This window comes from Phascolarctobacterium sp., assembly GCF_045124115.1.
Taxonomy (GTDB): domain Bacteria; phylum Bacillota; class Negativicutes; order Acidaminococcales; family Acidaminococcaceae; genus Phascolarctobacterium_A.
On record NZ_JBGVLF010000065.1, the window covers coordinates 85,515 to 109,716 of the forward strand.

The 24,202-nt window shown below is 47.5% G+C and carries 19 protein-coding genes; 3 read left to right on the top strand and 16 right to left on the bottom strand.

Annotated elements, in window-relative coordinates:
- From ACJMM4_RS09620 to recG, 7 genes are all read right to left on the bottom strand, one after another.
- Positions 1–768: a helix-turn-helix domain-containing protein gene (locus ACJMM4_RS09620; RefSeq protein ID WP_405384215.1), complete on the bottom strand. Its 768-nt coding sequence runs from the start codon at positions 766–768 to the stop codon at positions 1–3.
- Positions 769–793: 25 nt separating this feature from the next.
- Positions 794–3,388, bottom strand: a complete 2,595-nt coding sequence (locus ACJMM4_RS09625) for a DNA translocase FtsK 4TM domain-containing protein (RefSeq protein WP_405384217.1) — start codon at positions 3,386–3,388, stop codon at positions 794–796.
- A 35-nt stretch (positions 3,389–3,423) separates the two neighbouring features.
- Complete coding sequence (locus ACJMM4_RS09630) at positions 3,424–5,088, bottom strand: ribonuclease J (RefSeq protein ID WP_405378418.1); 1,665 nt, start codon at positions 5,086–5,088, stop codon at positions 3,424–3,426.
- 207 nt (positions 5,089–5,295) lie between these two features.
- Positions 5,296–6,684: a sodium:solute symporter gene (locus ACJMM4_RS09635; RefSeq protein WP_405384219.1), complete on the bottom strand. Its 1,389-nt coding sequence runs from the start codon at positions 6,682–6,684 to the stop codon at positions 5,296–5,298.
- 139 nt (positions 6,685–6,823) lie between these two features.
- On the bottom strand, positions 6,824–7,660 hold the full coding sequence (locus tag ACJMM4_RS09640; RefSeq protein ID WP_405378983.1) for a Fic family protein: 837 nt from the start codon (positions 7,658–7,660) through the stop codon (positions 6,824–6,826).
- A gap of 10 nt (positions 7,661–7,670) precedes the next feature.
- On the bottom strand, positions 7,671–8,372 hold the full coding sequence (locus ACJMM4_RS09645; RefSeq protein WP_405378986.1) for a TVP38/TMEM64 family protein: 702 nt from the start codon (positions 8,370–8,372) through the stop codon (positions 7,671–7,673).
- A gap of 13 nt (positions 8,373–8,385) precedes the next feature.
- Entirely contained in the window at positions 8,386–10,446 is a 2,061-nt protein-coding gene (gene recG / locus ACJMM4_RS09650) for an ATP-dependent DNA helicase RecG (protein ID WP_405384221.1), read from the bottom strand.
- 116 nt (positions 10,447–10,562) lie between these two features.
- Between recG and rpmB the strand changes: the two genes are divergently transcribed.
- Positions 10,563–10,754 carry a 50S ribosomal protein L28 gene (gene rpmB / locus ACJMM4_RS09655; RefSeq protein ID WP_405378991.1) on the top strand — a complete coding sequence of 64 codons (192 nt, stop codon included), beginning with the start codon at positions 10,563–10,565 and terminating at the stop codon, positions 10,752–10,754.
- A gap of 60 nt (positions 10,755–10,814) precedes the next feature.
- Here the strand turns inward: rpmB and ACJMM4_RS09660 are convergent, their stop codons facing one another.
- Entirely contained in the window at positions 10,815–11,216 is a 402-nt protein-coding gene (locus ACJMM4_RS09660; RefSeq protein ID WP_405378994.1) for a hypothetical protein, read from the bottom strand.
- A 317-nt stretch (positions 11,217–11,533) separates the two neighbouring features.
- Between ACJMM4_RS09660 and ACJMM4_RS09665 the strand changes: the two genes are divergently transcribed.
- The gene (locus ACJMM4_RS09665; protein WP_405384223.1) at positions 11,534–12,697 is read left to right on the top strand and encodes an acyltransferase family protein; all 1,164 of its coding nucleotides are present in this window, start codon (positions 11,534–11,536) and stop codon (positions 12,695–12,697) included.
- Between the two features lie 403 nt (positions 12,698–13,100).
- Here ACJMM4_RS09665 and pyrE read toward each other — a convergent pair whose 3' ends face one another.
- From pyrE to ACJMM4_RS09705, 8 genes are read right to left on the bottom strand one after another with little or no spacing between them, the layout of a single operon-like run.
- Entirely contained in the window at positions 13,101–13,682 is a 582-nt protein-coding gene (gene pyrE, locus ACJMM4_RS09670) for an orotate phosphoribosyltransferase (protein ID WP_405384225.1), read from the bottom strand.
- Between the two features lie 4 nt (positions 13,683–13,686).
- Positions 13,687–14,403, bottom strand: a complete 717-nt coding sequence (gene pyrF / locus ACJMM4_RS09675; protein WP_405380201.1) for an orotidine-5'-phosphate decarboxylase — start codon at positions 14,401–14,403, stop codon at positions 13,687–13,689.
- 11 nt (positions 14,404–14,414) lie between these two features.
- The gene (locus tag ACJMM4_RS09680; protein WP_405384227.1) at positions 14,415–15,371 is read right to left on the bottom strand and encodes a dihydroorotate dehydrogenase; all 957 of its coding nucleotides are present in this window, start codon (positions 15,369–15,371) and stop codon (positions 14,415–14,417) included.
- Positions 15,365–16,132, bottom strand: a complete 768-nt coding sequence (locus tag ACJMM4_RS09685; RefSeq protein ID WP_405380205.1) for a dihydroorotate dehydrogenase electron transfer subunit — start codon at positions 16,130–16,132, stop codon at positions 15,365–15,367. Before ACJMM4_RS09685 ends, ACJMM4_RS09680 begins: the two co-directional genes overlap by 7 nt.
- Before the next feature lie 2 nt (positions 16,133–16,134).
- Positions 16,135–19,353: a carbamoyl-phosphate synthase large subunit gene (gene carB, locus ACJMM4_RS09690; RefSeq protein WP_405380207.1), complete on the bottom strand. Its 3,219-nt coding sequence runs from the start codon at positions 19,351–19,353 to the stop codon at positions 16,135–16,137.
- A 2-nt stretch (positions 19,354–19,355) separates the two neighbouring features.
- Entirely contained in the window at positions 19,356–20,435 is a 1,080-nt protein-coding gene (gene carA, locus ACJMM4_RS09695) for a glutamine-hydrolyzing carbamoyl-phosphate synthase small subunit (protein ID WP_405380209.1), read from the bottom strand.
- Entirely contained in the window at positions 20,423–21,715 is a 1,293-nt protein-coding gene (locus tag ACJMM4_RS09700) for a dihydroorotase (protein ID WP_405380211.1), read from the bottom strand. Before ACJMM4_RS09700 ends, carA begins: the two co-directional genes overlap by 13 nt.
- Positions 21,699–22,655, bottom strand: coding sequence for an aspartate carbamoyltransferase catalytic subunit (locus tag ACJMM4_RS09705; RefSeq protein WP_405380213.1), 957 nt, complete (start codon positions 22,653–22,655; stop codon positions 21,699–21,701). Before ACJMM4_RS09705 ends, ACJMM4_RS09700 begins: the two co-directional genes overlap by 17 nt.
- A 272-nt stretch (positions 22,656–22,927) precedes the next feature.
- Here ACJMM4_RS09705 and ACJMM4_RS09710 point away from each other — a divergent pair, with 272 nt between their 5' ends.
- The gene (locus ACJMM4_RS09710; RefSeq protein ID WP_405384229.1) at positions 22,928–24,064 is read left to right on the top strand and encodes an acyltransferase; all 1,137 of its coding nucleotides are present in this window, start codon (positions 22,928–22,930) and stop codon (positions 24,062–24,064) included.
- Positions 24,065–24,202 lie beyond the last annotated feature (138 nt).

Consider the following 24,202-nt stretch of genomic DNA (forward strand, 5'->3'; position numbering starts at 1 on the left):
TTACTCCTGTTTTAATCTAGTATATGTCTTCACTGCTACACCATGCTCACCCTGTAAGTTTACGGGCTCGCCGTTCACAGTAATCTTCATTACGCCAATATTGCCATATTTGATAATCAGCTTATCCTTAGCTTCGTAAACTTTCTTATCTTTGGCTTGCAGCATACCTGCAAAAATTTCCTTGCCGTCAGCAGTAACCTCTAACCAGCATTGATCAGCGGCTTCCATTTCCACCTGTACTTTATCCAAAATAACAGGTGCTTTCGGCACCTCCACCTGCTGCTCTGCCTTGGTTTCGTTTTTAGGCAGACTGCTAAAATAGTCAATGGCCTTAGGAATGCCAAAATAACCTGCAGCCAAAACAATAACAGCCACAGCACCCATAGCAATCTGTTTCATAGGCAGTTCCGGCATTTCAAAGCGACCTGTACCGCTGCCAATATCACGGGGATCCTTCAGTTGGATGTTCAAACGAACCTTCTCCACCTCGCGAATCCCTGCGCTACGCACATCCTCAGCGGATTTCCCTGCAGCGCTTGCCTTATATAAATCAACTAATGCAGGGCCATCCAATCCCAAATAGTTGCCATAATTACGGATCATGCCTTTTACAAACACTTCTCCGGGTGTTATCTCGTAGGCATCATTTTCCACAGCTTCCAAATATTTGCTGCGAATACTGGTACCCTTCTCCACTTCGGCCAAAGATAAGCCCTTCGCCAAACGCGCTTCCCGCAGAATTGTACCAACGCTTTTTTCGGTTTCCATATCAGTACAACCTCCAATGAGCAATTTATTTATTAAGGAAGCGCTCTTCCGCTTCCTGTCGTGCCATAATTACTTCCCTAGGCTTGCTGCCTACGGATTGACCTACAATCCCCAACTCTTCCATGGTATCGACTAGACGCGCCGCACGGGTATAGCCAATGCGGAAACGACGTTGAAGCATGGATGCAGAAGCCTGTCCCATGTCCAGGACTAAGCTCAGGGCATCCTCGAACAATTCATCTTCAGCCGGGGAAGCAGTGCCTGTTTCTTCAACAGCAGCACCTTTACTATCACACTCCAATTCCTGTTGGGTAACTTCTTCCGTATAGTTTACAGGAATGGACTGTCCTACAATGGAATCAACAATTTTATTCAACTCGGCATCGGTGACGAAGGCGCCCTGTACGCGCACCGGCTTGTTGAAACCGATGGGATAATAAAGCATATCGCCCTTGCCCAACAGCTTTTCTGCACCGCCCATATCGATAATGGTGCGGGAATCCGTTTGCGAAGAAACGGCGAAAGCAATACGGGAAGGGATATTCGCCTTGACGATACCGGTAATAACATCTACAGAAGGACGCTGAGTTGCCAGAATCAGGTGAATGCCTGCAGCGCGGGCTTTTTGCGCCAAACGCAGGATGGCATCTTCCACGTCCACCTTAGCTACCATCATCAAATCAGAAAGTTCGTCGATGATAATAACGATAAAAGGCAGTTTTTCGGCCGCTTGGGAATTATAGCTTTTGATTTCACGAACGTGGCTCTCGGCGAACAGTTTATAACGGCGTTCCATCTCCGCCACCGCCCAATGCAGTGCAGAAGCTGCCTTTTTAGGCTCCGTCACTACAGGAGTAAGCAAATGAGGAATACCATTGTAGTTGGAAAGTTCAACTACCTTGGGGTCAACCAGAATCAGCTTGACCTCCTCCGGACGGGCGCGGTACAAAAGCCCTGCAATAATCGTGTTGATGCAGACGGATTTGCCGCTGCCTGTAGAACCTGCCACCAGCAAGTGGGGCATTTTCGCCAAATCAGCAGGAATAATATTACCGCTGATGTCCTTGCCTAAGCCTATACAAAGGGGGGCAGGATCACCGCTGACCTTGCTATCCTCTACTACCTCACGGAAGCAGACCATATCGTTCTTAATATTCGGTGCTTCGATGCCGATAGCAGATTTGCCGGGAATAGGCGCTTCAATACGCACACCGGGTGCAGCCAGACGCAGCGCAATATCATCGGCAAGATTTACTACACTGCTAACCTTGACACCGGGTGCAGGCTCCAGTTCAAAACGAGTAACGGAGGGACCGCGGGTTACAGCTACAACCTTGGCACGGACGCGGAAGTCCGCCAAAGTCTGCTCCAACACAGCACATTGCTCCATAATATCCTTTTGGTAGGACGCAGGGTCGCTAACCTTGGGTTTATCCAGCAAATCTAACGGAGGAAGAATGTACTGTCCTTGTGCCTGATCCGCTTGCTCCTGCTCTACTGCAGGCTGCACAGGTGCGGGCACAGGAGTGGACTCTTTTTGCTCCGTGCGCAGTTTTTCCGCACTATCGAAAATGGCAATCTTGCGTTCTTCCTCTTGTTTAGGAACTACCGCAGGCTCAACATGCTGACGATGCTGCAGCTGCTCTCTAAACCGATTGTGGATGGCGGCGCTGCCGTCATCGTGATGCACATTACTTGCTAAAGGACGTTCCGGCTCCGGTGCAGGAGTACTGCCGTCCAAAAAGCTACGCTCAGGCATTGCCACAGGTACATCTTCCGCATCATAGTTAATCACAGGCCGCAAAACTACCGCAGGACGCTTTTCTTCCTGCCAGATAGGCACCTGCACAGGATCACGCTCCACCTCTTGCTTTACAGGTTCTTGTTTATAGGGGTCGCTATTATTAAAATTCAAAATGCGCTGAAAAGAAGATTTTTTCTCTATTCCATCGGTGAAAGCGCCAAATTCGCTGTTACGATAAACATCTTTAATGGTATTGCCACCGTTCTCCCTACGGGCTGCAGTCTGTTTAAAGACAGGCTTTGCTTTGCGTTCTTTAGGTTCCGCAGCCACCGTCTTTTGCGATTGTTCAGCTTCTTCCTCTGCAGCTGCAGTACCTTGCAGGTACTCCTTCAGCTTGCCCCAAGGAGCAAGCAATCCCGCGGCAAGCAGCCAACCACCTGCCAACACTACGGTAGTACCGCTTTCCCCAGCCAAACGGTGTAAAGCCAAGGCGATACAGCCGCCTAATAAGCCACCGCCTTCTAAAAGACGGTTGGGATAGAGTTCTTCTTTAAAAGGCACAAAAACATGATGAGCTGTGCCCAACAGGCACAGCATCACCAATAAAAATCCTAGTGTTTTTTTATGCAAAAATGCTACACGGCCGTCCACCAAAAGCTTTAAGGACACAACAAAGCAGCATACGGGCAGCAAGAAAACGCCCTTGCCCAATACATAATACTGCATTTTGGCAAGACTGCCCCACACTCCGCTTTCCGCCCCTACCACGAGAGCGACCGTCAGTAGTACGCCTACGGCCAGCAAAAGCCAACCGCACCAGGTAGCAGAACCGGTGTCTTTATTCTGTTGTTTTCTACGAGTTCTGTCCTTTTGCAAAATGCGTACTCCTTATAAATATTTTTAAATCAACATCAAATTTCCATGATAATGGGTAAAATCATAGGACGGCGACGGGTACGCTCGTAAAGGAAGCGCCCCAAGCTGTCGCGTACAGTGGATTTAATAGTGCTCCATTCGGAAACACCGTTTTCTTCGCAACGCTCCAGTGCCAACTGTACCTTGTCACGAGCTTCGTCCATCAAGCCTTCCGCTTCGCGTACATAGACGAAACCGCGGGAAACAATGTCCGGACCGGAAACTACATGGCAGCTTTCTTTGTCGATGGTCACTACCACAATCATAATACCGTCTTGGGACAGCTGACGGCGGTCACGCAGGACGATATTACCAACATCGCCAACGCCCAATCCGTCAACAAGAACTTTGCCGGACGGTACTTTGCCGGTAATGCCGATGCTGTTTTTGGTCAGCTCGATAACACTGCCGTTTTCAGCAATGACGATATTTTCCTTGGGCATACCCAAACTTCTAGCAATATTGGCATGCTTGATCAAGTGACGGAATTCGCCATGTACAGGGATGAAGAAACGAGGACGCACCAAATTGTGCATCAGTTTGATTTCCTCTTGGCTGGCGTGACCGGAAACATGGACGCCGTTGCTCTTTTCGTAAATAACGTCTGCACCCAGTTTGTAAAGATGGTCGATAGTACGGGAAACCAACTTTTCATTACCGGGAATAGGAGTTGCAGAAATAATTACCGTATCACCGGGGATAATATCCACCTTTTTATGATCGTTCATAGCCATACGTGTCAGCGCGCTCATAGGCTCGCCCTGACTGCCGGTAGTGATAATGACAATCTTGTCGGGAGTATAGTTATGACATTCATCAATGTCGATGATCTCGCCTTCAGGCGCTTTTAAATAGCCCAACTCTTTAGCAATGCTCACAACATTTACCATGCTGCGACCGATAACTGCCACCTTGCGGTCATACTTGAGGGCAGCATCAATAACCTGCTGAATGCGGTGTACATTAGAAGAGAAAGTCGCTACAATAATACGATTTTTTGCGTAACGGAATTCATCATCAAAGGTTTTGCCAACCATCTTCTCGCTGGGGGTAAAACCTGGGCGTTCTGCATTGGTGCTATCAGCCAGCAGCGCCAATACGCCTTTATCGCCGTACTCTGCAAATTTATTGAACTCGGTAACTTGACCATCTACAGGAGTGTGGTCGATTTTGAAGTCGCCGGTGTGAATAATCGTGCCGATAGGAGTGTTGATAGCAATTGCCACAGCATCAGGAATACTGTGGTTTACGCGGATAAAGTCTAATTTAAATGCACCTGCAGTAATCTTGTCGCCGGGCTTGATTGTGCGCAGGTTTTCAGAACTAACGCCGTTTTCCTTTAAACGGCCTTGTAAAATACCCAGAGTAAGTGCGGTACCATAAACAGGACAATCTATTTGTTTCATTACGTAGGGCAAAGCACCGATATGGTCCTCGTGACCGTGAGTCAGAAAAATGCCCTTCAATTTATCTTTATTCTCCACCAAATAAGTAATATCAGGAATTACTAAATCTATGCCAAGCATGTCATCTTCGGGGAACATTAAACCTGCATCGATCAAAATCATGTCGTCGCCATAACGGAAGACGGTCATATTTTTACCGATTTCGCCTAAGCCGCCCAAAGGGATGATTTGCACTTTATGTTGAAATTTTCCCAAAAAAAATACACCTCCATGTTATTTTTTGCATTTATCCGTACAAATGTAGAACTAAATTAATTTGAAATTGTGTCCGCACACATACTCTCACGTTATATTATACACTATAGAAGCACTTATGACAAATATACAGAGGATATTTTTGTAAAAAATAAGTGAAGGCAGAACAAAAAAGCTGCAGAGCATAACGCTCTACAGCTTGCGAAACTATTCTTCCTCTTCTGCTTTTACACCCCACAGTAAACCTGTAGTGAGGAATATTAAATTATAAACTAACGCCGGGAACAGGCTGTTAATCTGCCACGGACTGATATGTTTCCAAAAAACTGCAGCAAAGATGCCTGAACCCATTGCGGCAACACCCATGGAAGCACGCACCCGCTTATGGAAGAAGACGCAGAAAGTCAAAGGCAGGAAGATACCGCTGCCACGCAAAGCCATGGACAGATAGTTCCACTCCAATACGGAAGATTCCAAATGGAAGAAGACGAAAACAATAGCGCTGACAGTAGCTGCCAAAACGCTGAAACGGCTTGCCCACAGCAAATTAGTAGAAGTAGCACTGCGCCACATATTGCTGATTATGTCCCGGGAAATCATAGTGCCGATGCCCAAGGACAAACCGGCAATGGAGCCTAAAGCAGAAAGCAGCAAAGCCGCCAAGCCGATACCTCCCAGCCAATCTGGCAAATACGTTGCCAAATACAAGGGCAATGCGTCAATAGAATTAATCGTAGGATGATTTACGTGCATAAACATGCCAATCATTACGGAAGGCAGACCTACAGGAATAACTACCAGCGCTGCAGCTACGCAACCTGCAGCAGCAGTCTTGCTATCCTTGGCGCTGAACAGCGCCTGCACATAGGTCTGGGTTGAAATTACGCCTACAATCATGGAGCACAGGCTCACAAGCCCGTCCTCCACACCTTTACCAAACAAACTGAACCAAGGGTGCGCAGGGAAGGTAGCGGCAAGTCCGCTCCAAGAGCCCAAATCGCTGTAAGCCATAAAACCGCCTACGAAGATGCTGGCAAAAATCAAGCAGATTTTTATAATGCCCGCCATACCGCTGCCGCTAATGCCTCCAAAGAAGACAAAGCCTGCTGTAATCAATAGGATGAGTACAGCAGAAACGTATAAATCAACGTTAAAAACCCCTGCTACCAAATGCAGCGCGGTCAAAGTGCTGGCTACAATGCTGAAGAAAATACCGCCGCAAGAGGAAAGAGTTGCCAGCCAGCCTGCAGGCTTACCGTAGTTGACTACAAGGAACTCTGCCACCGTTGTCAAACCGCTAGCGCGTAAAGACTTCGCATAGAAAAGCGCCATAATCAAAAGGGCAATACCGCTGCCTAAAGTAAACCACCACGCCGTCAGCCCCAGCTTAAAGCCCAGCTGCGCCGTGCCTACGGTAGCAGCACCGCCAACAATAGTGCCGATAATACTGCCTGCTACCAAGCCCACGCCTGCACTGCGGCCGCCTACATTGTAATCATCCGCAGATTTAATGCGTCGGGAAGCAATAATGCCCGGCAGCATGGTTAAGATCAGCGTCAGCACAAGGCTGACCATATGTACAAATGAAAGTTTCACAACAACTCACGCCCTTTAATTTTGACAAATCCGTATATGCTTTATTTTACTACAAAGAGCAAATTTTGACTAATTATGAAACATTCTAATTCAGAATAAGTTTTATCCGTCTATTTTTTGTTAACTTTGTAACGAAATTTTATTGTTTGTAATCAATATGCAGATAGCGATTGTGCAGTTCATGGTGTTCGCCCAATAATAAATTGCTTAAGAAAAGCTCTAAATATTCCGTAGTAGCATAAATATCCCGCTGCCAATCATTATAATTGGCGCGCACTAAAGCATTACGGAAATACCAAGAATGTTTCTCAAAGGCATCATTATTTACCTTGTATCCCATAGTGCGCAGATATTTAATCGCAAAAACTGCGGTAGCACGAGTGTTGCCCTCGCAAAATGGATGAATCTGCCAAATATCGCACAAGAATTTAGCAAAATGCCGAACTTTTTCCGAAGCACTCAGACCGCGATAGGAAAACTCTTTTTCAGTACGAAAATCATAATCCAAAAGGCTGGCTATACTTTCATGGGCTGCGTAAATCACGCTAGTACCATTCAGTACCCATTCATTCTTGCTAATATTGTAAGTGCGTAGCTCCCCTGCATGGTCAAAAACTCCGCTAAACAAGCGTCGATGAATATTGCGCCATTCTACAGGAGAAAATTGAAAAGCATCCTCACCTAAGAGCTCGGTAATACGCGCAGAAACAATATCTGCTTCCCTAGTAGAGCTTTCGATTTGTTGGCGTGCTCCCAAAGCCTTGTAGTAGCTGTGAAGCTGTTCCTGTGCCTGCTTAATAGTGATCTTACCTTCGATATGCTCTTTAGCAGTATCCAAAAGATAAGCAGATGTTTCTAACCCATCTACCTGCTGCAAGCCAATAGCAGTCTGCCAAGCTATAGTTTTCTCTTGCTGATTAGGTTCACCCAGCTTAATATATTCACTTAGTTCTGCTTGCCACTTCTTTTCATCCATGGTTAGCCTCCTACTCCTTCTTCCCTCTGTAGTGCTTGTAACCGAAGAAGATCAATGCCACTACCACAACCAAAATAGCTAAGCGCATACTGTTTTCCTGGAAGTTGACGATATCATGGCCGATGACCACTTCCAAAGCGGTAGAAGGGAATTTGCCGATCAGGTTGGCGATAATATAATCACGGGCGCTGATACGGCTTACAGCGCCTACTGCTGTCAAAATGCCGGAGGGGAAATATGGCAGCGCCCTAGCAAAAGCCATCCACTCCAAACCATGCTTACCGCTGGCCTCGTCAATATGCTTCAAGGCATTGCTCTTTTCAATCAGCGCCTCCGCTGTACTGCGGAAGAAGAAGCGCATCAAGTAGAAACTAATAACAACGCCCACAGTTTCCGCCAACCAAGAAATCAAAATGCCCAAGGGCAGTCCAAAAATCAAACCATTGGCTGTGGACAGAAAAATAGACGGAAAAATACTGCCTGCGTTAATCAGTACATCCAGGATAAAGCTAATCACCATGGCCCAAGGGCCGAAGGACCGCAGGTACTCTACCAGTCCATCCACATTACCGCTAATAGCTAAGGTAAAAGTTTTACTGAAAAAGTCCTCTGCAAAATATTGAATACCACCAACTAACACTACCAAAAGCACAGCAGCTACAATTTTTGTAACTGTATCAGGATCCTGTAGCCACTTTTTATCTTTACTCACATCTATAACCCCATTACGTATTAAAAATCATTTTAAATCTTTCACCGAACTGCATTTCTACCAAAGCACGGATTTCCTGCATAGCTCCCGGCTTCGCCAGTTCTTCCACTGCCAGCTTCCGTGCTTGGACAATAGTCTCGGTATCTCGCATTATATCAGCAATGCGTAAATCTGGCAAGCCGTGCTGCCGCAGGCCGAAAAGCTGTCCTGCCCCGCGCTGCTCCATATCTTTTTCCGCCAGATAGAAGCCATCTTCGCTGTCATGGAGTACTGCCAGCCTAGCCAATGCTTCCGGGGTATCCGTTCCTGCCAAAAGTACACAATAGCTCTGCTTGTCGCCACGACCTACGCGCCCACGCAATTGATGCAGCTGCGCCAAACCAAAACGCTCGGCATTCTCCACAATCATCAGCGTTGCGTTAGGCACGTTGACACCTACCTCAATGACAGTAGTAGTTACGAGAACGCTGATTTCACCGGCGGCAAAGCCCTGCATTAAGGCTTCCTTCTCCGCCCCTTTCATCCGTCCGTGCAGCAAAGCACAGTTGACGTTTTTCAGCACGCCGCTTTTCAGCTCCTCATACACGCTTTCCGCGCTACGCGCCTCCAGCTGCTCCGAATGCTCAATCAAGGGACAGACCACATAAGCCTGCCGCCCTGCCTGCACTTGCCGCAGCAGCCCCGCATACACTTCCTGACGCTTTTGTTCATTGTAGCACAGTGTCTGTACAGGTTTACGTCCAGGTGGACGTCCTTTCATCAAAGAAATATCTAAATCGCCATAAACAGTCAACGCCAAAGTGCGGGGAATAGGTGTTGCCGTCATAACCAGCACATCAGGAGCGTACTCTGATTTATTGGTCAAGCGTGCCCGCTGCTCCACACCAAAACGATGCTGTTCGTCCGTCACCGCCAAGGACAGATGCTTAAAGCGCACATCCTCCTCTAAAAGAGCATGGGTGCCAACCAGTACATCTACCAGGCCCAGTTCCAAGTTCAATAGCAGTTCCCGCCGCGCCTTAGCGCGCATACCGCCTGTAAGCAGGCCTACACGCACGCCTGCAGGCTCTAGAAAGCTTTGCAGGGTTTCATAATGCTGTGCCGCCAAAATCTCCGTAGGTGCCATAATACAGCCTTGAAAACCGTTCTCCACTGCCTTAGCCAATGCCAAAGCGCTGATAACCGTTTTACCGCTGCCAACATCGCCCTGCAAAATGCGGTGCATAGGATGCACGTCCTGCATATCCAGGCTTATCTCCTGCCACGCTTTTTCCTGCTGTTCCGTCAGGGAGAAGGGCAACCCAGCCCTCACTTTGGCAAGCAGCTCGCCGTCTGCGCCATGCTTGATGCCTTGGCGCGTATCATGGCTCTGCCTGCGGTAATATAGCAGACCGCATTGCAGTAAAAACAGTTCCTCGAAGACGAAGCGCGCCTTTGCCTCCCGCAACGCCTGCCAATTGGGTGGAAAATGAATATTCTTTAACGCCGTCAGGCGGTCAGGCAGCTTGCACTTCTTTACTACGCTCGGAGGTAAACTTTCCGGTAGACCCTCCGCAGCCTTGGCCAAAGCAAGACGTATCCACTTGCGCAGATTGTTCTGCGTAAGCTTGCCCGTTAAAGGATATACGGGCATAATTCCCGGCGCTGTAGCCTCTTTGCCGTCCATCTCTTGAATAATACATTCAGAGACGGATTTAGCAGTGCGTCCCGGCCGTACTCTGCCCATAATCAGCAGTTCCTGCCCCGGTTTTAATTTTTGCGCCTTATAACGCTGGTACGAAAAAAAATAAAGCGTTGCGTAAGCAGTTTCGTCACGGACCGTTACCGCCGTATAGTTTTTGCCATGAGCACCATACCCGCTGCGGGCAGAGCAGACTTCGCCCTTGAAAATCTGCCTGCTGCCGTCCATTGCCAACTCTTTAATCTTTTGCAAACGACTATAATCTATATACGCTTCTTGACGGGGATAATACTCCAGTAAATCGCCAACGGTGTTAATGCCGGCCAAAGCTAAATCAGCCGCCGTTTTTGCGCCCACGCCTTTTAAAATTGTAACGGGTTCTTGCCACCACATGAAAATTACCTGCCTATTATAAATTCTTCTTGCTTTTCTTTGCGCTTTATGGTAGAATACTCATGTTAAATTTGTATGTGCCTTATGACTTATCACGTTTAAGGAGGTGGGAAATCATGGCATCTATCTGCGAAATCTGCGGTAAAGGTAAACTCGCTGGCAACAACGTCAGCCACTCCAATAGACACACTAAACGTGCTTGGAACCCGAACATCCAACAAGTAAGAGCAGTTGTTGAAGGCTCTGTAAAACGCGTAAACGTTTGCACCCGTTGCCTGCGTTCCGGCAAAGTAAACCGCGCTATCTAATCTTCGGATTTAAAAAGAAGCCAAATACCTTTCGGTATTTGGTTTCTTTTTTTGCGCTTTTTACTTTAATTTATAGCCACATTCCGGACAGAATTTAGCCAAGGAGCTAACTTTAGCACTGCAACCGGGACACAGAATGAAAGCACGGTATTCCGTAAGCTTCTTTTCAAAGAGATCATAGAATTGGTTTACTTCACCATCTTCACGTTTCCAGTTATAAATCTGCAAGCGTTCCTTGGTAGAGTCCATAATAACTTGGACAGTTTCTTCATCCAAAATTTGGAAAGCCAGCTGCATAATCTTATTCTTATTGTGGAATTTGATTACGCGGTTAGTTTCGTCAAGCTCATCAATAGTTACGCCCATTTCATTAATGGACAGCAACGCAATACGCCAAGCAACATCTACATCAATCTCATAAAGGCGGTTATCAAAACATCCGCCCGCACCATCTATTCTCATGATATCCTCCAAAAAATATATTTATTGTTCGTACTATTATACCACAAAATAGACTTATCGTCGATAAATGCACAAGCAAAAAGCAGAAAGCCTATCCCTATGCTCAGTAAAGTTAGGGATAGGCTTTTTTATTTAAAATAGTACTGACTTAGCAAGGGAATATCCGTCAACCATCCTTTAATTTTGCCTTTTTTCAAATATTTCTACCGTTTTCCCACCCGAATTGACCCTAGGGGTGGGGTTTTTCTCGGGAAATTGTAGGATAATATGACTAACAAAGCTGATATCTTACTCTAAAAAATAAGGAGGCTGTTAATATGTCAAGCAATGTAACAACAAAACCAAAATCCAAGCGCATTGACGAACTGGATATGGCGAAGGGGATTGCCATCTTTTCCGTAGTACTCATCCACCTTTCTGAAGTAGCAGGCGTTAACGTTCATAACCAAAAACTCTTCTTCCTCTTCACCCTGATGACAGAGGTTACCATGGGGATGTTCTTCCTCTGCTCCGGTTACGTGTTTAAGATGAAGGGTTCTGTCATGGAGGAGATTACAAAAAGATTCAAACAGATTATGCTCCCCTACTACAAAACCATCCTCATCATTACTGCTATGTATTATCCCATGTACGTAATGACAAGTAAAATCGACCTTTCCGTCTATATCGACAAATCCATTAGCAATTTACTCGCTATTGTAAACTACAGCGTCCTCCAAGGTAAAATTGATGTTAACATCCTTTGCTATGGTTATGTGCCTTTGTGGTTTATGGTAGAAATCTTCATGGCGTTCTGCCTGCTGATGCCGGTAGCAAGCTATTTAAAGGACAAAGGCATCACTACTCATCTTGTTGCTATGGCTGCCTTCTTGGGCATGGCAATGCTCATGACTGTATATGATCCGCAAGGCAATCTGGCTAACACCTACAATTCCACTACCAGCTTCTACTTTGTAGGCATTAATATTTTTGGTTTTGCAGGCTTACTGCTTTTAGGTCATATTTTAAAGAAATTTTCCTTCTTCGAGTTGGATGCCCAATCCAATAGTTATATCTACGGCATGTTTGCTGCATCCGTAATCGTATACTTCGGTGTTTATTCCCAATATAGCTGGATGGGCTATGCAATGCAGTTTGGCCGTTGGGGACAATATGGTTGCTGGAGCATCCTCGTTACTTCCATTGCAGCTATCGCCTTCACCTATATGTTGGTGTGCATCTGCCGTGTATTGACAAAGGCTGCTGCAGTTAAGGATGTCCTCCTCTTCTTAGGTACCAACACCCTCACCATCCTCCTGTGGCATTACTTCACTGCAGAACTCATTGCCAACCTGGGCGGTTTTTGGCGTCCTGTTTATTTCACCCCTGTTCCTGCAGAGGAATACAGCTTCACTCGTTTCGTTTGGTTAGTAGCTGCAACTTTGGCAACCATTACTGCCTACATTAAAGTTAAAGACCATATGGCTCTCAAAAAAGCCTAGTCACAATATTACTACACAAAAAAGCACTTCGGACGTTCTCCTTCATGTGCTGACCATCAAAGTTAGACTTCCAAAGCTAACTAATGAAGGTCAGTACATAATGTTCGAAGTGTTTTTTTACGATATTTCGCTAACTAAGATCAACCGCATAGTATTTTCTGTAAAGCACTTCTCAACTTTTTGTATCTCTACATCTAACAAAACTCTCAATTTCTCTAATTTCGTTTAGTGTAGAAATACAAAAACCTGAAATTTACCAATTTCGTTTAGTGTAGAAATACAAAAACTAGGACAATCTTGATTTTATATAGTACAACATACGCAGAGCCACAATTTTACGAAAAAAAGAAACTCTCGAAATCCGCTTGGACTCGAGAGTTTCACTTTTTATAGTTGCTTCCGCTTATTTACCGGTACGGCCGCGTTTGGTAAAGGGAATACCTTTAGCGCACAGGGGGCAGGTAGCGGGATCAAAGGTTTCAACGTTCAGGTGCAGCAAAGCTTCGGTACGGATGCCGAAATCAACTTTGCCACCGCTGCGGTCAACCAACAGGCCAACGCCAACCAGTTCGCCACCATGTTCTTTAACAACTTCCATAACCTCTTTAACACTGCCACCGGTAGTAACGATATCTTCTACTACCAGTACACGGGTGCCTGCAGGGATTTGGAAGCCACGACGCAGGGTCATCTTGCCATTTTCACGTTCGGTGAAGATTGCACGGGTGCCCAGTGCCTTGCCAACTTCGTGAGCCAGCAGAATGCCACCGGTTACAGGGCCAACTACCAATTCAACATTGTCGTTTTCATAACGACGTGCGATTTCTTGGCACAGGCGCTCGGTGTATTTAGGATGTTGCAGTACGTTGAATTTTTCTACATACATGGGGCTGTGCAGACCGCTGGTCAGCAAAAAGTGACCATGGAGCACTGCTTCGGTTTCTTCAAGCATTTTGAGTACGTCTTTTTCTTCTAAAACTGCCATTTGCTTACACTCCTTTGATTTCTTCTACAATTGCCAAAGCTGCTTCCTGACGATTTTCTGCCTTAGTAATGGGGCGACCAACTACAATGTGGCTAGAACCATTCTTGAAAGCGCCTGCAGGGGTTGCAACGCGGCTTTGATCGTCCAAGGATGCGCCTGCAGGACGCACGCCCGGGGTAACGATTAAAAAGTCAGGGCCGCAAGCTTCACGGATACCTGCTGCTTCGCGGGGGGAAGCAACAACGCCGTCCATGCCTGCTTCTTTAGCCAACTTAGCCAAAGCAATAACCTGCTCAGCAATAGTGTTCTTATAGTTCAAATCTGCAAATTGCTCATCGTCCATGCTGGTGAGAATAGTAACAGCAATCAGCTTCGGTGCCGGACGACCTGCTTTTTCTGCAGCTTCGCGTACAGCCTTCACTGCTTCGCCCATCATCTTCTTGCCGCCAACAGCATGTACGTTCATCATATCTGCACCCAGATCGCTGAGTACAGTGAGAGCGTGAGCAACAGTGTTGGGGATATCCTGCAATTTCAAATCCAAGAAAACGTGCTTGCCTTGGGATTTCAAAAAGCGGATAATTTCGCTGCCTACTGCATAGTACAGCTCCATACCAACTTTATAGTAGCTAACAGCATCGCCAAGCTCTAAAACGCAAGCCTTAGCTTGTTCCAAAGTGGGGAAATCCAGAGCGACGATTAAACGATCATCATGTTGCATTTGTCGTTCTCCTATTTATACAGGGGCATACTTGCCTTGCCCTCGGGCAGAGCCAAGCCCACAATCTCAGTAATATTTTGTACCTTATGACGGTCCAAATAAGCCAACATACCATGAGCAATGCTTTCAGCAATGTCAGGGTGGACAAAGTTTGCAGTACCCACTGCCACAGCACTGGCACCTGCCAGCATGAACTCGATAGCATCTTCAGCGCACATAATGCCGCCCATGCCGATAATGGGCACTTTAACAGCCTGTGCTACTTGGTACACTAAGCGTACTGCTACAGGACGCACAGCAGGGCCGCTGAGGCCGCCGGTAATATTGCCCAATACAGGGCGTTGGCGTTCAATATCAATCTTGGTGCCCAACAGGGTGTTAATCATGGAAATGGCATCAGTACCTGCGGCTTCCACTGCCTTAGCCATTGCCACAATATCAGTAACATTGGGGCTCAGCTTGGTAATAACAGGCTTGGAGGTGTTAGCCTTTACTTGGGCTACAACCTCTGCTGCAGCTTCGGGGCAGGTGCCGAAAACAATACCGCCCTCTTTAACATTGGGGCAGGAAATATTGATTTCCACAGCATCCACGCCGTCCACATCCAGTTTCTTAGCAACCTGGCCGTATTCTTCGGGAGAATGGCCATAGATGTTGACGATTACAGGTACATTATATTTGCGCAACTCAGGCAGAGTGTGCTCCAAGAAGTAGTCACTGCCGGGGTTCTCCAAACCAATGCAGTTCAGCATACCGGAAGGAGTTTCCACTGCGCGTTGGCCTTTATTACCCGCTGCAGGCAGCAGGCTGGTGCCTTTGACAGTCACCGCGCCAACTTTTTCCAAATCCAGAAAATCCGTAAATTCCAAGCCAAAGCCGAAGGTACCGGAGCCGGTAGTAACCGGGGTTTGCATCTTCACGCCGGCAATATCCACTGCCAAACGTCCATCATACAACGCCTTTACCATTCTCCTACCTCCTCTGCCCAGAACACAGGACCATCCTTGCACACCTTAATGCGCTTGCCAATGCCTTCACAGGCACAGGACAGGCAGGCACCAAGGCCGCAAGCCATGTATTTTTCTAAGGAAACCTGGCATTTTACGCCGGCTTCCATGCAAGCGTTAGCAACTGCACGCATCATGGGCACGGGGCCGCATACGTAAACGCAGTCGTATTTACCGCTAGCCAAAAGCTCCGGCAGCACTGCCATAACAGTACCCTTGGTACCTGCGCTGCCATCGTCGGTGGTCAGATACATATTGGGGCAGATGCCCTCGTATAATTTAGTCCAGAACAGTTCTTCAGCAGTACGACCGCCCATGAGGATATCGGGCTTACCTTCGCCAAAGCCCTCTGCCAAAAATTTCAGAGGCGCCAGGCCCAGACCGCCGCCAACCAAAAGAGGCTTTTCTGCTTCCATATTAAAACCGTGACCTAAAGGACCAACGATGCTCAGAATATCGCCTGCGCATACATCAGCCAAAATGTGGGTACCTTCGCCAATGATGCGGTAGATCATGGTAAAGGTGCCTTGTTCACGGTGAACCCCTGCCACGCCGAAGGGACGGCGCAGCAAAGGAGCAGTATTCTTGCACACCTGCACATTGACAAACTGGCCGGGTTCAGCCACATTGGCAATCTCAGGAGCATATACATCAATTAATTTAGTAGTACTGTTTAAAAGGCGTTGGCCAATAACCTTGGCCGCAGCTATGGTCTTAGCCATAATCAGTCCTCCCAGCTCAGGCTCAAATCCTGCAGAGCTACAACGCTTACTACACGACGACGGCGCATAGCGCTCATTACACGTTGCAATTCACGGGCAGTATCCATGGAGGTCAGGCAGGGAATTGCATGTTCAACGGTGGAACGACGGATTTTGAAGCCATCGCGTTCAGCATCGCGGCCATGGTTGGTGGTGTTGATAACCATGCTGATGTGACCGGATTTGATATCATCCAAAATGTTGGGGCTGCCTTCGCTAACCTTGGTAGCAACATGTACGTTAACGCCATTTTGCTGCAGGTATTCAGCAGTACCGCCGGTAGCAGTGATTACATAGCCCAGGGATTCAAAGCCACGGGCAATTTCTACTGCTTCGGGTTTATCCATATCAGCAACGGTAATCAGGATGCTGCCTTCGTGAGGAACATTGATACCGGAAGCCAAGCATGCTTTGTACAGAGCGCGGCTGAACTGGTAGTCGCAGGCCATAACTTCACCGGTGGATTTCATTTCAGGCCCTAAGGTGATATCAACGTTGGACATCTTGTTGAAGGAGAATACAGGAGCCTTAACAGCATAGTAGTCCGGGAACAGACGCAGACCGGGGCGCAGGCCTTGAGCACGAATGCTTTCGCCCATAGCGCACTTGGTTGCTACGTCTACCATAGGAATGCTGGTAACTTTGCTCAGGAAAGGTACGGTTCTGGAGGAACGGGGGTTAACTTCGATTACATACACATTTTCATCACGAACGATGTATTGGATGTTGATCATGCCCTTAACTTCCAAGCCCAGAGCCATTTTATTGGTATAGTTGATAATAGTCTTGATAACTTTTTCGCTGAGGCTGCGCGGCGGATATACAGCGATGGAGTCACCGGAGTGTACGCCTGCGCGTTCAACGTGTTCCATGATACCGGGGATCAATACTTCCTTGCCGTCGCAGATAGCGTCAACTTCTACTTCGGTACCTTGCAGGTAATGGTCAACCAGTACAGGATGTTCCGGAGAAGCTTTTACAGCGCTGGACATGTAGTGTTTCAGTTCGTCATCGTTATAAACGATTTCCATTGCACGGCCGCCCAATACGTAGGAAGGACGAACCATGGTGGGATAGCCGACATCATGAGCTGCAGCCAACGCGCCTTCGGTATCGAATACGGTGTGTCCTTTAGGACGAGGAATATCACAGCTGGTCAGGAGTTCGTCAAAGCGTTCGCGGTCTTCTGCACGGTCAATGCTGTCCACGCTGGAGCCCAGGATTTGTACGCCTGCTTTAGCCAGAGGACCTGCCAGGTTAATAGCGGTTTGGCCACCGAATTGTACGATAACGCCTTCCGGTTTTTCTTTTTCAATTACATTCAGTACATCTTCCACAGTCAAGGGTTCGAAGTACAGCTTGTCTGCAATGTCAAAGTCGGTGGAAACGGTTTCAGGGTTATTGTTGATGATGATGGTTTCGTAACCCAGTTCCTTCAACGCCCATACGCAGTGTACGGAGCAGTAGTCAAATTCTACGCCTTGACCGATACGGATAGGACCGGAGCCCAGTACAACGACTTTCTTCTTATCGCTAACCTTAACTTCGTCTTCGGTTTCGTAGCAAGAGTAGTAGTAGGGAGTCGCAGCTTCGAATTCTGCAGCGCAGGTATCAACCATCTTGTAGGTGGGCAGGATACCGTTTGCTTTACGCATATCGCGAATTTCGAACTCAGTCTTGCCTACGCGTTCAGCGATGGTGCGGTCAGCGAAGCCCATCTTTTTAGCCTTACGCAGTAAAGAAGGAGTCAGCTCATGGGTTTCCAAAGCTTTTTCCATCTTCACGATGTTCATAATTTTAACCAGGAACCATCTATCAATCTTGGTTACATTGTAAATATCGTCAATGGTGGCAACGCCGCGACGCATTGCTTCAGCAATAACGAAAGGACGCTCGTCATCAATCAGTTTAATACGGCTAACGATTTCTTCGTCGCTCAATGCCTTCAGTTCAGGCATTTCCAAGTGATGCAGGCCGATTTCCAAGCAACGTACAGCTTTCAACAAGGAAGCTTCCATGGTACGTTCAATAGCCATAACTTCGCCGGTAGCCTTCATCTGGGTACCCAAAGTGCGGTCAGCAGTTACAAATTTATCGAATGGCCAACGGGGGAACTTCAATACGATATAGTCAATGGTGGGTTCGAAGCAAGCCTTGGTCTTTTTGGTAACAGCGTTTTCAATTTCGTCCAGATTGTAGCCAACAGCAATCTTACTGGTAACCTTGGCAATGGGGTAACCGGTTGCCTTGGAAGCCAGTGCGGAAGAACGGCTTACGCGGGGGTTTACTTCGATTACATAGTAGTTTTCGCTAAAGGGATCCAGTGCCAGCTGTACGTTACAGCCGCCAACTACGCCCAGTTCGCGGACAATGTCGATGGATGCTTGGCGCAGCATCTGTACTTCTCTATCGTTCAAAGTTTGTGCAGGAGCAACTACGATGGAGTCGCCGGTGTGTACGCCGACAGGGTCCATGTTTTCCATGGAGCAAACGGTGATGCAGTTATCTGCAGCGTCACGGATAACCTCGAATTCGATTTCCTTCCAGCCTGCGATAGAACGCTCGATCAAGCATTGACCGATGGGGCTGTAGCCCAAACCTTTTTGTACGATATCAACCAGCTCGTCCTCGTCATTAGCAATACCGCCGCCGGTACCGCCCAGAGTGTAGGCAGGGCGTACAATCAGAGGATAGCCGATTTGACGACCGAATTCGCAAGCAGCCATGATGGTTTCTACGATGGTAGATTCCGGAATAGGTTGGTTGATCTTTTCCATGGTTTCCTTGAACATTTCGCGGTCTTCACCACGTTTGATAGCGGAAACCTGGGTACCCAGCAGGCGTACTTGGTATTCTTTCAGGATGCCCTTTTCTTCCAGCTTCATAGCCATGTTCAGACCAACTTGGCCGCCCAAGGTTGCCAGCAGGGAGTCAGGACGTTCACGTTTGATAACAGTTTCTAAGAATTCAATGCTGATGGGCTCAACATAGACGCGGTCCGCAATGTGCACATCAGTCATAATGGTTGCAGGGTTGGAGTTAACCAGAACTACCTCGAAGCCCTCTTCTTTCAGAGCACGGCAGGCCTGGGTACCTGCATAGTCAAATTCTGCAGCTTGGCCGATGATAATGGGGCCGGAGCCGATTACAAGAACTTTTTTAATATTAGCAAGCTTCGGCATAATTAACGACCCTCCATCAAATCAACAAAATGTTTAAACAGGTATTCATGACCACCGGGGCCGGGGCAGGCTTCCGGATGGTATTGTACGGTGAAGGAAGGATGTTTGGTGTATTCCAAACCTTCAATAGTACCGTCATTCATAGAGATATGGGTGATGTTGATGCCCTTGCCTTCAATGGAAGCAGGATCAACAGCATAGCCATGGTTTTGGGAGCTAATGTAGATGCGACCGCTACGCAGATCCTTTACAGGTTGGTTTACACCGCGATGACCGAATTTCATCTTGTAGGTGTCGCAACCGTTAGCCAGTGCCATCAATTGGTGGCCCAGGCAGATGCCGAACATGGGACGACGACCCATTACTTGTTTAATGCATTCGATAGCGTAGGGCATATCTTTGGGGTCGCCAGGGCCGTTGGACAGGAAGATGCCGTCCGGATTGCAAGCCATAACGTCGTCAACAGTTGCAGTTGCCGGGAATACGGTCAGATGGCAGTCGAAGCTGAGCAGGAAGTTCAGGATGTTTTGCTTAATACCGAAGTCCAAAACTGCAATATGGTATTTGCCGCTGCCCATCTTGTAGATTTCAGGAGTGGTAACGGTGAATACCTGGTCATGGATATCAGCTTGAGGCATCAGTGCCATTGCTTCTTCCATGGGCATTTCTGCAGGCACGATTACGCCGGGCAGAACGCCGTTATCGCGAATCTTGCGGGTAATGGCACGAGTATCTACGCCAACCAGAGTGGGCAGATTCTGTTCTTCCAAGAAGCTTTCCAGGGTGCCCTCGCTACGCCAGTTGCTGGGATGGTCGCACAGCTCGCCGATTACATAGCCTTGGAAGAAGCATTTACGGCCTTGGTTGAACATGGGGTTAATGCCATAGTTGCCAATCAAAGGATAAGTCATAACTACGATCTGACCACAGAAGGAAGGGTCAGTCAAAGTTTCTTGATAGCCGCTCATGCCGGTGGTGAAAACAACTTCACCAACAGCATTGCGTTTGCCGCCGTAGAGAGTACCCTCAAATACGGAGCCATCCTTTAAAACTAATTTACCTTTTCTTTCTACTTTGTGCATACTACACCATCTTTCATAACGAACTTGCCATGCAGCATAGTTGCGACTGCTTTACCCTTACATTCTTTACCTTCATAGGGAGTAAATTTACCGCGGGTATAGAATTTAGAGCTGTCTACAGTCCATTCTTTATCCAAATCCATAATGGTAATATCAGCAACGCCGCCCTCTTTCAGGGTACCGCCAGCCAGTTTGAAGACTTTGGCAGGCTCGCAGCTCATCTTGCTGATAATGGTTTTCAAATCAAACACACCGGTGTGATATAAATCGGTGAGCATTACGCCCAAGGAAGTTTCCAGACCGCAGAAACCGCAGGGAGCATAGCGGAACTCAACGTCCTTTTCTTCAGGAGCATGAGGAGCATGGTCGGTTACGATGCAGTCAACAGTGCCGTCCAGTACTGCTTCACGCATTGCTTGAACATGGTCCCAGCTACGCAGAGGCGGACTAACGCGGGTTGCAGAGTTATAGCCTGCGCAAGCTTCGTCGGTCAAGGTCAGATGGTGTACAGTAACTTCGCTGGTTACGTTTACGCCGCGTTTTTTAGCTTGGCGGATAATGTCGATTGCGCCTTTAGAAGCTACGTGGCAGATATGTACATGCGCGCCTGCATATTCAGCAATGATGCAGTCACGAGCTACAGCGATATCTTCGGAGATAGCAGGTACGCCGGGTACGCCGATACGTGCGGAAACAACGCCTTCATGCATATAGCCTTCGGAAGCCAGTTCCGGGTCGATGGCATGGCACATCAAAGGTTTGTCAAACGCGGTGATGTATTTTGCTGCCAGCATAAACAGGCGGCTGCTGTCTACATAGTGGCCGTCATCGGAGAAACCAACAGCGCCCTTTTCAGCCATATCGCCCATTTCGGCCAATTCTTCGCCTTTTTCGCCTTTGGAGATTGCACCAACTACTTCTACATTTGCATAGCTTTCTTCAGCAGCACGTTGTTTGATACCGCTTACGATAATGGAGCTATCTACAACAGGTTTGGTGTTAGGCATGCAGGCAACGGTGGTTACACCGCCGGCAGCAGCTGCCATAGTACCGCTGATAATATCTTCTTTTGCTTCCAAACCGGGTTCGCGCATATGGGTGTGCATATCGATGAGGCCCGGGGTTACTACCTTACCGGTAGCATCATATACTTCGTCCGCTGCTTCAGTAATGCCTGCAGCAACAGTTTTAATTACGCCATCCTCTACCAGGATGTCCATTACAGCGTCTAAATTTTGGCTGGGGTCAACTACCCTGCCGTTTTTAATCAACGTTTTCAATGTGTTTACCTCCTGTCAAAGTCAAGAATAAGAGAGCCATACGTACTGCTACGCCGTTTTGTACTTCAGTACGGATTGCAGCGTTATCGCAGTAGCCAACCTCCCAGGAGATTTCCAAGCCACGGTTCATGGGACCCGGATGGAGTACGGTTACATCGGGTTTAGCCAGAGCCAGACGTTTTTCGTTAATGCCGAAGATGCGGGCATATTCACGAGTGGTGGGGAACAGGCCTTTCTTTTGGCGTTCCAGCTGGATACGCAGGATATCTACAACGTCTGCATCAGCAATAGCATCTTCTACATGCTTGTGTACGGTTACGCCCAGTGCCTCGATATCATGGGGTAGCAAGGTCATGGGGCCTGCTACATGGACATCAGCGCCCATTTTCTTCCAAGCAGCGATATTGGTACGAGCAACACGGCTGTACAGAATATCGCCGATAATAGCCATCTTTAAGCCTTTCAGATCCTTGCCTTGCTCACGGATGGTGAACATATCCAAGAAGCCTTGGGAAGGATGAGCATGAGCGCCGTCGCCTGCGTTAATGATTACAGGGTCGGCAACGTTGGCAGCATAAGCAGCTGCACCTTCAATAGGATGGCGCATAACGATAGCGTCACAAGCCATGGATTGTACGGTCAAAATGGTATCGCGCAAGCATTCGCCTTTTACTACGCTGGAGTTGCCGGTGGTGATGTTTACAACATCGGCACCCAGGTATTTGCCTGCCAGTTCAAAGGAAGTACGAGTACGGGTACTGGGCTCGTAGAACAGATTGATGATGGACTTGCCACGCAGGGAAGGTACCTTTTTGATATCCCTTTTCATAATCTTCTTCATTTCCTCAGCAGTTTTCAAAACCAGCTCGATTTCTTCTACGCTGAGGCTTTCCAGATCCAGTATATCTCTACCGCTGAGAGATACATTTGATTTAGCCATTAGCTTTACCTCCTGTGTATTTTAATAATGTTTTGAGTATAATAAAAAACCTTCTCGCCCCGTGAGGGTACAAGAAGGCCTTGCTGCGTCAACAATAGTCAAACCTTGCAGTCTCACGGGACCAATTTAAAGGTGCATCATAGTTACATATTATTTTACACCTGTAGTGCCCATACGTCAAATATTTATAGAAAAAATTTACCTGTTTCTGACAAAAAAACTTAGAATCGGTGTATAATGTGTAAAGAAATTTTTCACGAAAGGAATGCACTATGCGTAATAATATAGTTGATAATCTGCGCGGGCTGTGTATGCTAGGGGTAATCGGCATCCACGTAGGCAGCTTGGCTTTGGCGCCCAACAGTTTCGCCCTCTACTGCTGGCTGGAAATTTTGAGCCGTTACAGCGTCCCTGCCTTCTTTTTCATCTCCGGGTACGGCCTGTGCTGCACGGATAAGGGCTTATTGACAGGCAAGCCGCTGAACTACATTGAGTTTATGAAAAAACGCCTGCAAGGCGCAGGGCTGCCCTACGTGGCGTGGTCCTTCTTCTATCTTTTTTATTTTTGGTGTACACTGCCACCGGGATATATCAGTTGGAACCCCCTCCACGTAGCCTACGTGCTGTTCTTTGGCTTAGGCTGCTATCATTTGTACTTTATGGTGATCTTGCTGTGGTTCTACGCCAGCTATCCCCTGTGGCGCGCTCTACTCCGCTTTATGCTGCGCCATAGCCTGCCCCTCTGCCTCGGTGCTTTATTCATCTTCCAATTGGCGATGAATTGGTGGACCACCCACACCGGCATTACTACTGACGGTTGGTCCCTTTTAGCGAAGAACTTTTTCGACCACCGTTTAAACTATCTGCCCCTGCACTACCTGCTGATCTTTATGGGCGGTGGCTTGGCTGCAGTTTATTGGGAAAAATTTTTGGCACTGCTCAAAAAGCACGCCGGCATCGTCCTCGCCTTCTATGCAGCTTCCATTGTCTACATCGTCGGCAGTGCTTGGTACTCCTTCCGCTACGAAGGCTACAGCCTTTTGGAACTTGCCTACACTTATCACCAGCTAAGCCCCCAAGGCTTGGTTTATACCATTGGCTCTTTGTTGGCGTTCTGCCTAGGCTTGCACTGGTTGGAAGCACGCAGCAGCACAGGCTGGACAAGCTACCTGCAGCACGCCCTCGATACTTTGTCCGCCTACTCCATGCTTATCTATTTCGTCCATCCTTTGCTTTTGGAATGGATGACCAGTTTCTACACAAAATTCGGCATTGTGATGACTGTTAAGAAAGTAGTGTTCTCCTACTTCTTCCTTGTCATTACTGCTCTCATTGCCAGCATCCTGCTGACGCAGTTCTTTAAACGCGTACCATTTATTAAGCTGCTGTTTACCGGGAAAAGTAAATAACTAAAACTTCCCACACCTAAAAATAGGTTAGAACCTTGAAAACTCAATATTTCAGCCAATAAAAAAGGCATAAACCGTATCCCTTTGGTATAATTAAAGCGCTAACAAAATCAAAGCAAAGGGGATTTATGCCATGTC